Raw genomic sequence first — 12,299 nt, forward strand, 5'->3', positions numbered from 1 at the left:
TTGTGTGACCTTTCATGACCATTACTCTTGAGAAGCGGCGTCATTGGTAAACCAATGTGCGCGCGCTTTCATGATCAAGGTCGTGGCCTCGTCCTCAGACTGGCCGGTAATTTCGGAGAGCTCATCACCGGCCAAGTCGGCCAGATCGTCGCGTGTGTGGATGCCGCCGGCTTGGAGCTTGGCGATCAATTCAGGGGTCAGACCTTCGAGGTCGTTCAGGTCTTGCGAGACCGGCTCGGCCGCTTCGGCGTCTTCTTCCAGGGCAATTTCCATGGTCAGCAGCACGTCTTTGGCACGCGAACGCAGCTCGTGGACGGTTTCCTCATCGAAGCTTTCGATTTCCAACATTTCCTGCAGCGGCACGTAGGCGATTTCTTCCAGGCTGGTGAAGCCTTCGTGGATCAGGATGTCGGCCATTTCTTCGTCAACATCGAGCTTTTCCATGAACAGCTTGCGGCTGGAATCGGTCTCGGTGGCCTGCTTCTGGGCCGACTCGGCGGCGTCCATGATGTTGATCTTCCAGCCGGTCAATTCGGCGGCCAGGCGCACATTTTGTCCGCCACGGCCGATCGCGATCGCCAGGTTTTCTTCATCCACCACCACATCCATCGCGTGGCGCTCTTCGTCCACCACGATCGAGCTGACGTTGGCCGGGGCCAGGGCGCCAATCACGAACTGGGCAGGGTCTTCGCTCCACAGCACGATGTCGACACGTTCGCCGGCCAGCTCGTTGGTTACGCCGTTGACACGGGTGCCACGCACGCCGACGCAGGTGCCGATAGGATCGACGCGCTTGTCGTGCGACAGCACGGCGATCTTGGCGCGCGAACCGGGGTCACGGGCGCAGGATTTGATCTCCAACAGGCCTTGTTCGATTTCCGGCACTTCCTGGCGGAACAGCTCAACCATGTAGGCAGGCGAGCTGCGCGACAGGATGATGGGTGCGCCACGCAGGGTCAGGTCCACTTCCATGATCATGGCGCGGACGCGGTCACCGGTACGCAGATTTTCCTTGGGGATCATCTCGTTGCGGCGCAGGCGGCCTTCGACACGGCCGCTTTCGACAATGATGTCACCCTTGTCCATGCGCTTGACGGTGCCGACAAAAATCTTGTCGCCACGGCTCATGAAGTCGTTCAGCAGCATTTCGCGTTCAGCGTCACGGATCTTTTGCAGAATGACCTGCTTGGCGGCCATCGCGCCAATCCGGCCGATCGGCAGGGACTCGATCGGCTTTTCGATGTAGTCGCCTTCTTCGATGTCAGGAATATCGTCGCGCACGTCCGACACCAGCTCTTCTGCCTCGGGGTTTTGCAAACCGGCAGAGTCTGGCACCACCAGCCAACGGCGGAAGGTTTCGTAGTTGCCGCTATCGCGGTCCAAAGCGACGCGGATATCCACTTCGCCCTGGTACAGCTTCTTGGTGGCTTGCGCCAAAGCCGATTCCACGGCGCCAAATACGACATCCCGCTCCACGTTCTTCTCACGTGAAATGGCATCTACCAACATCAACATTTCGCGATTCATGTCACGAATCTCCTGAACACTTAAACCAAAAAAATCAAACCCGCCGGACTGTGCTTACGCAGCCATCACGCCGGACCATCACTCTTGCGCAACACCCGTGTCTTTTGCGTTGCGACCATTGAAACTAACGATAGGGGCCAGCCGCGCATCGCGGATCTCATCCAAGGTGAAACCCATGGCCTGCAAGGGTGCTGGAACACGCTTCTTGCTGACGCGCACACCGGGCTTGGCCTCGGGCTCATCGCTCCAGACGATCTGCCAGCTAGGCGCTGCATCACCCACAGCAGCAACCGCTTCCAGCGTGCCGCGAAATTTCTTACGATTGGCGTTGACCTTGCCTTCTGCCGCGCCGCCAATGGCTACCTTGAGGTTCACGTCAATGACGTAACCGACAAAACGCTCAAAATCATTCTTGTTCCGCAACGGGCGATCGATGCCCGGCGATGACACTTCCAGCCGCTTGTATTCCACGCCGTCCACTTCCAGGGCAAACTGCAGCTGGCGGGTGACTTTTTCGCAGTCTTCGACGTTGATGAATTGCTCAGGAGTACCTGCGACCCAAGGGTGGTCGATCGTGATGCGCAGCAAACCACCGGCAGAGCGGTCGATCTCTACGAGGTCATAACCGAATCCGGTTACGGTTTGTTCAACGATTTCTTGTAACGCCACGTGTGATATGAGAGTGTGCAATTGCCCCAAAAGCCTGAAAAACAGCCACTTTTAGAGCGTGTTAAAAACAATCGACCAAAAAAAACGGGCGGTAATTACCCGCCCGTTTGGTCGTGAGCTCTTATTCTAGCCCAGAAATGGGCTTATTGCACTGATTTGTAAGGGCTTTTACGGTGACGGCTTGACGATTTAGCCCAAAGCAGGACGCAAAACGCACCCGGCCTGGAAACATCGCGGTGTTGCGGCCGAGAGACGGCGCGCTTCACGCACTGGCAGAGACCAAAGTGCGGGTATAGGCATGCTGGGGCGCGTCCAGCACGGCATGCACCGGGCCGGATTCCACGATCTCGCCGTTTTGCACCACCAGCACCTGGTGGGCCATGGCACGGACCACCTCCATGTCGTGGGTGATCAGCAGATAGGCCAGGCCACGCTCGCGCTGCAGGCGCTGTAAAAGCTGCAAAACCTGCTTCTGAATTGTTACATCCAGCGCGCTGGTCGGCTCGTCCAGCACCAGCAGCTGTGGTTGCACGATCAGCGCCCGGGCAATTGCCAGCCGCTGGCGCTGGCCGCCCGAAAAAGCATGCGGATAGCGCTGCAGCAGGCCGGGAAACTGCTGCTCCGACATACCGACATCCAGCAGCGCCTGGATTACCTGGCGCTGGCGCTCGGCCGGGCCATGCTGCGGCGCATGCACCAGCAGGCCTTCGCCAACGATCTCTTCCACCGTCATGCGCGGCGACAGCGAGGAAAACGGGTCCTGGAACACTACCTGCACCGCTGCGCGCAGGGATTTGTTTCTGGCACTGTCCCGGCTCCAGGTCTGGCCGCCCAGCTGCACCGCGCCGGTATAGGCTTGCAGGTCCAGCACCGCCAGGGCCAGCGTGGATTTGCCCGAGCCCGACTCGCCCACCACGCCCAGGGTCTGGCCGGGGGGAATCGAAAAACTGGCGTCTTGCAGGGCCACGAACTCGCTTTTCTGGAACCAGCCCTTGATGCCGGGCTGCGCCGTCGGGTAGGCCACCCGCAAGCCCTGGGCCTGCAGCAAGGGTGCATCGGTGTGCTCGGCCACCACATCGCGCACCGGTTTGCTGTCGATCAGCTTGCGGGTATAGGCGTGCCGCGGATCGCCGAATACCGTGGCCACCGGGCCGGTTTCGACAATGCAGCCGTTTTCCATCACCGCTACGCGGTCGGCAAAGCGGCGCACCAGGTGCAGGTCGTGCGTGATCAGCAGTACCGCCATGCCGTGCTGGCGCTGCAGATCAGACAGCAGGGCCAAGATCTGGCTGCGCACCGTCACGTCCAGCGCGGTGGTGGGCTCGTCGGCCAGCAGCAGCTTGGGCTTGCAAGCCAGGGCCATGGCGATCATGGCGCGCTGGCGCTGGCCGCCGCTCAGCTGGTGCGGATAGCTGTTGGCGCGGCGTGCGGGCTCGGTGATGCCGGTGCTCGCTATTATTTCAATAGCTGCCTGCGCAGACTGTTGCTGCGTCAAACCCTGTTTTAGCTCAAAAACCTCGGCGATCTGCCGGCCAATGGTGAACAGCGGGTTCAGCGCCGTCATCGGCTCCTGGAAGATCATCGCGATGTCCTGGCCGCGGATGCCGCGCAGGCTGTGCTCGGTCAGCGCCAGCAAGTCCTGCCCGCCGAACAAGGCTTTGCCGGTGGTCTGCGCATCGGCCACCAGGCGCAGCAGGCTGAGCGCCGAGATGGTCTTGCCCGAGCCCGACTCCCCTACCAGCGCAAACTTCTCGCCCGGCTGGATGTGGAAGCTGATGCCATCCACCACCGGCTTGCCGCCGAAGCCGACCGTCAAACCCTGTACGTCGAGCAAACTCATGCCTGCACCTTCCGTGGGCTGGATGGAAGTTGATCCACTTTGCGCGGATCAAGGGCATCACGCAAAGCATCGCCCATAAAGGTCAGCAGCAGCAGCGTGATGGCCAGCACCGCGAAAGTGGACAACGAAATCCACCAGGCGTCGATATTTGCCTTGCCCTGGCTCAGCAGCTCGCCCAGCGACGGCGTGCCCGGTGGCACGCCCAGGCCTAAAAAGTCCAGCGAAGTCAGCGCCAGGATCGCCGCGCTCATGCGGAACGGCAAGAAGGTGACCACCGGCGTCAGGCTGTTGGGCAGGATGTGGCGCCAGATGATTTGCGCATTGCCCACGCCCAGGGCGCGCGCAGCCTTGACGTAATCCATCTGCCGGTTGCGCAGAAACTCGGCGCGCACATAGTCGCTGAGTCCCATCCAGCCGAACAGGCTGAGCAAGACCAGCAGCAAGCTGATGCTAGGCGCAAAGATGGCGCTGAAGATGATCAGCAGATACAGCTCGGGCATGGAGCCCCAGATTTCGATGAAGCGCTGGAACGCCAAGTCGATCTTGCCGCCGAAAAAACCCTGCACCGCCCCGGTCAAAATGCCCAGCACCGTGCCCACCGCGGTCAGCGCCAGCGCAAACAGCACACTGACCCGAAACCCGTACACCAGCTGCGCCAACAGATCGCGGCCGCGGTCGTCGGTGCCCAACAGGTTGTCGCGCGACGGACCGGACGGATTCGGGTACTTGGCAAAGTAGTTCAGCGTCTTGGGACCGTAGGGGTTCGGCGGATAGATCGCCCAGTTGCCGTCCTTGGCCAGCTGTGCCTGGATGAAGGGGTCGAGGTAGTCGGTCGCGGTTTCGAAGTCACCGCCAAAGGTCTTTTCCGAATAGTCCTTGACCAGTGGGAAATAGGTCTGCCCGTTGTAGCGCAATACCAGAGGGCGGTCGTTGCTCAGCACCTCGGCCAGCAGGCTCAGGACCACCAGCACGCAAAAGATCACCAGGCTCCAGTAACCGAGGCGGTTGCGCTTGAAGCGCTGCCAGGCGCGGCGGCCCGGGCTGGGCGAGATAGATGCGCCGGGGGCGTTAGTCAAACTTGACACGTGGGTCCACCCAGACGTAGCAGAGATCGGAAATCAGCTTGGTGACCAAGCCGATCAAGGTAAACAGGTACAGCGTGCCCAGCACTACCGGATAGTCGCGGCGGATCACGCTCTCGTAGCTCAGCAAGCCCAGGCCGTCGAGCGAAAACAGGGTTTCGATCAGCAGCGAGCCGGTGAAGAAAGCGCCGATAAAGGCCGCCGGAAAGCCCGTGACGATGGGGATCAGCGCATTGCGAAACACGTGCTTCCACAGCACCTGCCGCTCAGATAGGCCTTTGGCGCGGGCCGTCAGCACATACTGCTTGCGGATTTCCTCCAGGAACGCGTTCTTGGTCAGGATGGCGGTGACAGCAAAGCTACCCAGCACCATGGCGGTGATGGGCAGCGCGATGTGCCAGAGGTAGTCGACGATCTTCGCGCCCCAGCTCAGCTCGTCAAAATTGCTAGAGGTGAGCCCGCGCAGCGGAAACCACTGCAACTGCCCGCCAAACACCACCAGCAGCACCACACCCAGCACAAAGCCGGGTATCGCATAGCCCACCAGCACCAGCAAGGTGGTGACCAAATCAAACGTGGAGCCGGCCCGCACCGCCTTGGCGACACCTAGCGGCACGGCGATCAGGTAGCTGAGAAAAAAGGTCCACAGGCCCAGGCTGATGGACACCGGCAGCTTCTCCCGCACCAGCTGCGACACCGCCTTGTTCTGGAAAAAGCTCTTGCCCAGGTCGAAGCGCGCAAACTGCCCCAGCATCTGGAAGAAGCGCTCATGGGCAGGCTTGTCGAAACCGTACAGCGCCTTGATCTGCTCGACGCGCTTGGGGTCCACGCCCTGCGCACCGCGGTAACTGAAACCACCGCCCTCCGCCCCACTGGCGCCCGCGCCCGCCTTGGCCTCGGCCATGTATTGCTCTACCGGCCCACCGGGCACAAACTGCACCACCACAAAGGTGATGAGCAGCACGCCCAGCAAGGTCGGCACCATCAGCAGCAGGCGTTTCAGGATATAGGCCAGCATGGTTTATTTGCTCGTACGGGCAGGCTGCGCCCACCAGGTGTGGATGGCCCAGCCTTCGCCGGGGGAATACGGCGGCACCTGGGCCGGCCGGGCCAGGCGCCAGGCGTTGTAGGCCATGCGGTGGGTACTGGCCGTCCACTGCGGAATCAGGATGTGGCTGTGGCTGATGACGCGCTCCAGCGCGCGGCAGGCGGGCAGCAGCTCGTCCTTGGTCTTGGCGGCCGTCATGCGCGCGATCAAGGTGTCTACCGCCGGGTTCTTCAGGCCGGTGTAGTTGCCAGAATCCTCCACATCCGCCGCCTTGCTGCCAAACATATCGGCAAACTCCTGGCCCGGGCTGTTGGTGCCCGGGTAGTTGATGGACATGATCTCGAACTCAAACTTGCTCAGCCGCTGCTGGTACAGCGCAAAGTCCACCGGCCGGTAGTTCAGCTGGATGCCCAGCTTCTCCAGGTTGCGCGCCCAGGGGCTGACCACGCGGGCACCGCTCTCGTTGCTATCCAGGTATTCGATCACCATGGGCTCGCCCTTGGCATTGCGCAGCGCGCCGTCGCGCACCGTCCAGCCGGCCTGCTGCAGCAAGGCCTGGGCACGGCGCAGATTGGCACGCAGCGACGAGTCTCCATCCGTGCGCGGCGGCAGCGCCATGGGGCCGAAGGCGGCCGCCGGAATGTTCTTGCGCAGCGGCTCCATCAGGGCCAGCTCCTGCGGGCTGGGCAGGCCGGTAGCCTGGCAGTCGGTGTTGCCGAACAAACCCACCACGCGCTGGTAGGCGCCATAGAACATCTGCCGGTTCATCCACTCGTAGTCCATCGCCAGGCCCAGCGCCTCGCGCACCCGCGCGTCCTGGAACTTGTCGCGGCGCAGGTTGATCACGTAGCTCTGGAAACCCGATGGCAGCCGGTGCTGGAATTCGCCTTTGACCAGCTCGCCGGTGTCGAAGCGCTTGCCGGTGACGCGGCGCGCCCAGTCAGCGGCAGAGAAGAAGCGCATCAGGTCGAACTCGCCGGCCTTCAGCGCCTCGAGACGGGCCGTGCTGTCCTTGTAGATCTTGACGGTGATGCGGTCGAAGTTCTCGGTGCCGCGCTTCACGTTCAGGTCACGCGCCCAGTAGTTCGGGTCGCGCACATAGGTGATGTCCTTGCCGAAATTGACCGGGCCGATGCGGTAGGGGCCGCTGCCGATGGGGATATCCATCACCACCTCGTCGAAGCGCTTGGCCTTGCCATTCTCCATGCCCCATTTATGGCTGAACACCGGCAGGCCACCTACCGTCAGCGGCAGCTCGCGGTTTGCCTTCTTGAAGCGGTAGCGCACGGTGCGGGCGTCCAGCACGTCGATGCCGGCCACATCTTCCAGCACCGTTTTGTAGGCGGGCGAGGTGTAAGGGCCCATCAAGGTGTCGAAGACGAATTTCAGATCGGAGGCCAGCACCGGATCACCATTGTGGAAGCGGGCCTCGCGGCGCAGCACGAAGGTGGCGCTCAGGCCATCGGCGGCGACTGCCACATCCTCGGCCAGCAGGCCGTAGCCTGCGCCGTTTTCGTCCATCGACCCAGCCAGCAGCGAGTCGAACAGCATGTCGCCCAGATAGGCAGGGGCACTGCCTTTGATGGTGAAGGGATTGTATTTGTCGAAGGTGGAAGTGCGCAGATTGCTGACCAGGCGCAGCTCGCCGCCCTTGGGCGCATCGGGGTTGACGTAGTCAAAATGCGTAAAGCCTGGCGCGTATTTCAGCTCGCCCCACAAGGCATAGCCGGGCGCAGCCGCAACCGATGCAGCGCACAACATCCCCCCCAGAGCCAGTAAAAATCGCATGCGACAATTCTGCAATACTTTTCTGGAGACCAAGTCATGGGATTTCTTGCTGGCAAAAAACTACTTATCACTGGCGTGCTGAGCAACCGCTCCATCGCCTACGGCATTGCCAAGGCCTGCCGCGCACAAGGCGCCGAGCTGGCCTTCAGCTACGTCGGCGAACGTTTCAAGGACCGCATCACCGAGTTTGCTGCCGACTTTGATTCGAAGCTGATCTTCGATTGCGACGTGTCCGACGACGCGCAGATCGACAAGCTGTTTGCCGACCTGGGCCAGACCTGGCCGCAGTTCGACGGCTTTGTGCACAGCATCGGCTTTGCGCCGCGCGAAGCCATTACCGGCGACTTCCTCGAAGGCCTGAGCCGCGAGAGCTTCCGCGTGGCGCACGACATCAGCGCCTACAGCTTCCCGGCCATGGCCAAGGCCGCCCTGCCCTATTTGAGCAACAAGTCGGCACTGCTGACCCTGACCTACCTGGGCGCGCTGCGCGTGCTGCCCAACTACAACACCATGGGCCTGGCCAAAGCCTCGCTGGAAGCCAGCGTGCGCTACCTGGCCGAGTCGGTCGGCCCCAAGGGTATCCGCGTCAACGGCATCAGCGCCGGCCCGATCAAGACCCTGGCCGCCAGCGGCATCAAGGACTTCGGCAAGATGCTCAAGGCCACGGCCGAATGCCCGATCCGCCGCAATGTGACCATCGAAGACGTGGGCAATGTGGCAGCCTTCCTGCTAAGCGACCTGGCGGCGGGCGTCAGTGCCGAGATCACCTATGTGGACGGTGGCTTCAGCCAAGTGGTTGGCGGCATCGGCGAAGCGGCGTAAACCTCGTCGTTTCAAGTAAAAAGGGGCGCTAGCGCATATTGCACGAGCGCCCCTACCTATATCAACTATAGCAAACTAAACCATCAGTAACCCAATGCCAAACCGGTATTGCGGCGCGGATCGTTGGCGCCGTAGAAGCGGTTCTTGCCGCGCGGCTTGCCTTCCAGGCTGGGCGCGCCCACCAGGATCGCCGCCAAGTGGTTAGCCGGCTGCGGTGCCGCCAGGTTGTGGCCCATGCCTTCCAGGATCTTGCGGGTGTCCGGGCTGATGCCGAAGGTGTCCACCTGAGTCACATCGGGCAGCCACTGCTGGTGGAAGCGCGGAGCGTCCACGGCTTCCTGCACGTTCATGCCGTAGTCGATGACGTTCAGGATGGTGTGGGTCACCGCCGTGATGATGCGGCTGCCGCCTGGCGTGCCAACCACCATCACCGGTTTGCCGTCCTTGGTCACGATGGTGGGGCTCATGGAGCTCAAGGGCCGCTTGCCGGGCTCGATCTTGTTGGCTTCGCCCTGCACCAGGCCATACAGGTTGGGCACGCCGATCTTGGCGGTGAAGTCGTCCATCTCGTTGTTCAGCAGCACGCCGGTCTTGGCAGCCGTCACCTTGGCACCGAACCAGTCGTTCAAGGTGTAGGTGACGGAGACGGCATTGCCGAACTTGTCGACGATGGAGTAGTGGGTGGTGTTGCTGCCTTCGTGCGGTGCCACGCCGGGCTTCAGGTCTTTGGAGACACCGGCCTTGGCGGGGTCGATGGCGGCGCGGATCTTGGCGGCGTAGCCCTTGTCGAGCAGGCGGTCCAGCGGGTTCTTCACGAAGTCTGGGTCGCCCAGGTAGCTGTTGCGGTCCAGGTAGGCGTGGCGCATGGCTTCGATCTGGTAGTGCACGGCCTGGGCCGAGCGGAAGCCGAGTTCTTTCAGCGGGTAGCCTTCGACGATGTTCAGAATCTCGCAGATCACCACGCCGCCCGAGCTGGGGGGCGGCGCCGAGACGATGTGGTAGCCGCGGTAGTCGCATTCCACCGGGGCCATTTCGCGCACGTTGTACTGGTCGAGGTCGGCCTGGCTGATGATGCCCTTGCCGGCCTGGCTGGCGGCGACGATGTTGGCGCCGACCGTGCCTTTGTAGAAGCCATCGGTGCCCTTCTGGCTGACCAGGCGCAGGGTCTTGGCCAGGTCTTTTTGCACCAGCTTCTGGCCAGTCTGGAAGGGCTCGCCTTTGTTCAGGAAGATGGCGGCCGAGGGCGCATCCTTCTTGAAATCGGCGGTGGCGGTTTGCAGCATGTCGACATCGCCTTCGGTCAGCACGAAGCCGCGTTCGGCCAGGGTGATGGCCGGCGCCAGCAGCTTGGCGCGCGACATGGTGCCGTACTTGGTGCGGGCGGTCTCCATGCCGGCCACCGAGCCGGGGATGCCAACGGCCAGGTAGCCGTTGGTGCTGGCGCCCTTGACGACATTACCGTCGGCGTCCAGGTACATATTGGCGGTGGCGGCCAGCGGGGCTTTCTCGCGGAAATCCAGGAAGGTCTTGCGGCCATCGGCCAGCTGCACGGTCATAAAGCCGCCGCCGCCCAGGTTGCCGGCGGCCGGATAGACCACGGCCAGCGCGTAGCCCACGGCCACGGCGGCGTCGATGGCGTTGCCGCCCTTCTTCAGCACATCCACGCCGACCTGGGTGGCCAGGTGCTGGGCGGTGACGACCATGCCGTTCTCGGCGGCGACCGGAGCCATGGAGGCCGCGTGGGCCGCGCAACTCAGCGTGACTGCGCTAGCGACCAGCGCCAGACGAAAGGAAAAAATCTGCATGCGAATAAGTCTCCAGGCTGAGGTTGAAATAGGAAGGCCGCCAGCAAAAGCACAGCTGCGCCCGCAGCACTGTAACAAGACAGCTTGATGAAGCCTCATGCTTTTTGTTACGCAAAGTATGCTGCTTTGTGGGGATAAATCGCCGGCCCGGTGATTCCCTGCGAACCGTGCTGGGCGTTAAATATGCGGCATGCACACCCTGCCCTCTACACCCCTGCTGCGCCGAACCCTGTTGCTGATCGCCGCCGCCAGCGCCGCGCCCGGCTGGGTCTGGGCCGAGGTACCGCCGCTGATGCTGCCCAAGGTCTACAAGCCCGGCATGGCGCTGGACGGCTACTGGGTCAGCGAGAAATACGACGGCGTGCGCGGCTACTGGGACGGCAAGCAGCTGTGGACGCGCGGCGGCCAGCCTATTACCCCGCCCGCCTGGTTTACCGCTGGTTGGCCGGCGGTGGCGATGGACGGTGAACTGTGGGCCGGCCGCGGCGCGTTCGCCAGCGCGGTGTCGACCATGCGGCAGCAAGCCGCGGCGGATGCGGCCTGGCGGCAGATGCAGTTCATGGTGTTCGACCTGCCTGCGCACGGGGCCATCTTTGACCTGCGGCTCGCCGCCCTGCAGGAGCTGCCCTTGCCGCCCTGGGTACAGCCGATAAAGCAATCACGCATCGCCAACCCGGCGGCGCTGCAAGCCCTGCTGCGCAAAACCGTGCAGGACGGTGGCGAGGGCCTGGTGCTGCACCGCGGAGAGTCTTTGTATGTGGGCCAGCGCAGCGACGACCTGCTGAAGTTCAAGCCCTTTGACGATGCCGAAGCCCGGGTGGTCGGCCACATCGACGGCCAGGGCAAATACAAGGGGCTGCTGGGGGCCTTGCTGGTGGAAACGCCCGAGGGCCTGCGCTTCAAGCTGGGCAGCGGTTTGAGCGATGCCCAGCGGCGCGCCCCACCGCCCGTCGGCAGCTGGGTGACCTACCGCTTCCGCGATGTCAACCCCAGCGGGATACCGCGCTTCGCGAGCTTTTTGCGGCTGCGCGAAGAGGTGTAGGCAGAGGCCGAATTACTTGGGCAACAGAACCTTGTCGACCACGTGGATCACGCCGTTCGACTGGTAGACATCGGCGATGGTGACGTTGGCGGTGCCGCCTTTTTCATCCGTGACCATCACCTTGCCGCCGCTGGCCTTGGCCGTCAGCGTACCGCCGCTGACCGTCTTCAGCGTGGCCATGCCCTTGCCGTCCATGATCATCTTGGCCAGGGAAGCCGCATCCACCTTGCCGGCGACCACGTGGTAGGTCAGGATGGTGGTCAGCGTGCCCTTGTTCTCCGGCTTCAGCAAGGTATCCACAGTGCCAGCCGGCAACGCGGCGAAGGCTGCGTTGGTGGGCGCGAACACGGTGAACGGGCCCGGGCCTTTGAGCGTGTCGACCAGGCCGGCGGCCTTGACCGCCGCCACCAGGGTGGTGTGGTCCTTGGAATTGACGGCGTTGTCGATGATGTCCTTGGAGGCCAGCATCGGCGCGCCGCCTACCATGACGTCTGCGGCCAGCGCGGAGAAAGAGACCGCAGCCATCACGGCGGCCAGGCTGAAAGATGCCAATGTACGGGTGGTTTTGATCGAGACCATGGAGAGCTCCTAGTAGTTGGATAACAAGCCGAAATGTTGCGGCTGATACCAATACGGAGCGGTGCATGGCTTTGGATTCAAAACCCTTGCAAATCAC

Annotated in this window: 10 protein-coding genes; 2 read left to right on the forward strand and 8 right to left on the reverse strand. The window is 62.6% G+C overall.

Annotation, left to right across the window (positions count from 1 at the left end; translation table 11 throughout):
- Positions 1 to 21 precede the first annotated feature (21 nt).
- From nusA to BLT66_RS20950, 6 genes are all read right to left on the reverse strand, one after another.
- On the reverse strand, positions 22 to 1,527 hold the full coding sequence (gene nusA, locus BLT66_RS20925) for a transcription termination factor NusA (RefSeq protein ID WP_092760829.1): 1,506 nt from the start codon (positions 1,525 to 1,527) through the stop codon (positions 22 to 24).
- Between the two features lie 78 nt (positions 1,528 to 1,605).
- On the reverse strand, positions 1,606 to 2,196 hold the full coding sequence (rimP, locus tag BLT66_RS20930; RefSeq protein WP_092760831.1) for a ribosome maturation factor RimP: 591 nt from the start codon (positions 2,194 to 2,196) through the stop codon (positions 1,606 to 1,608).
- Positions 2,197 to 2,458: 262 nt separating this feature from the next.
- Entirely contained in the window at positions 2,459 to 4,036 is a 1,578-nt protein-coding gene (locus tag BLT66_RS20935) for an ABC transporter ATP-binding protein (RefSeq protein WP_092760833.1), read from the reverse strand.
- Positions 4,033 to 5,112 carry an ABC transporter permease gene (locus BLT66_RS20940; RefSeq protein ID WP_255407026.1) on the reverse strand — a complete coding sequence of 360 codons (1,080 nt, stop codon included), beginning with the start codon at positions 5,110 to 5,112 and terminating at the stop codon, positions 4,033 to 4,035. Before BLT66_RS20940 ends, BLT66_RS20935 begins: the two co-directional genes overlap by 4 nt.
- Positions 5,105 to 6,136: a microcin C ABC transporter permease YejB gene (locus BLT66_RS20945; RefSeq protein WP_092760837.1), complete on the reverse strand. Its 1,032-nt coding sequence runs from the start codon at positions 6,134 to 6,136 to the stop codon at positions 5,105 to 5,107. Before BLT66_RS20945 ends, BLT66_RS20940 begins: the two co-directional genes overlap by 8 nt.
- Positions 6,137 to 6,139: 3 nt before the next feature.
- On the reverse strand, positions 6,140 to 7,954 hold the full coding sequence (locus BLT66_RS20950) for an extracellular solute-binding protein (RefSeq protein ID WP_092760839.1): 1,815 nt from the start codon (positions 7,952 to 7,954) through the stop codon (positions 6,140 to 6,142).
- 36 nt (positions 7,955 to 7,990) lie between these two features.
- Here BLT66_RS20950 and fabI point away from each other — a divergent pair, with 36 nt between their 5' ends.
- Positions 7,991 to 8,776 carry an enoyl-ACP reductase FabI gene (gene fabI / locus BLT66_RS20955; RefSeq protein ID WP_092760841.1) on the forward strand — a complete coding sequence of 262 codons (786 nt, stop codon included), beginning with the start codon at positions 7,991 to 7,993 and terminating at the stop codon, positions 8,774 to 8,776.
- 83 nt (positions 8,777 to 8,859) lie between these two features.
- On the opposite strand, the gene ggt is transcribed toward fabI, so the two are convergent.
- Entirely contained in the window at positions 8,860 to 10,581 is a 1,722-nt protein-coding gene (ggt, locus tag BLT66_RS20960) for a gamma-glutamyltransferase (protein WP_092760843.1), read from the reverse strand.
- Between the two features lie 190 nt (positions 10,582 to 10,771).
- Here ggt and BLT66_RS20965 point away from each other — a divergent pair, with 190 nt between their 5' ends.
- Positions 10,772 to 11,623, forward strand: a complete 852-nt coding sequence (locus BLT66_RS20965) for a DNA ligase (RefSeq protein WP_092760845.1) — start codon at positions 10,772 to 10,774, stop codon at positions 11,621 to 11,623.
- Between the two features lie 12 nt (positions 11,624 to 11,635).
- Here the strand turns inward: BLT66_RS20965 and BLT66_RS20970 are convergent, their stop codons facing one another.
- Positions 11,636 to 12,202, reverse strand: a complete 567-nt coding sequence (locus BLT66_RS20970) for a fasciclin domain-containing protein (protein ID WP_092760847.1) — start codon at positions 12,200 to 12,202, stop codon at positions 11,636 to 11,638.
- Between the last annotated feature and the right edge of the window lie 97 nt (positions 12,203 to 12,299).

The organism is Rhodoferax sp. OV413, from assembly GCF_900104385.1.
Classification (GTDB): domain Bacteria; phylum Pseudomonadota; class Gammaproteobacteria; order Burkholderiales; family Burkholderiaceae_C; genus Rhodoferax_B.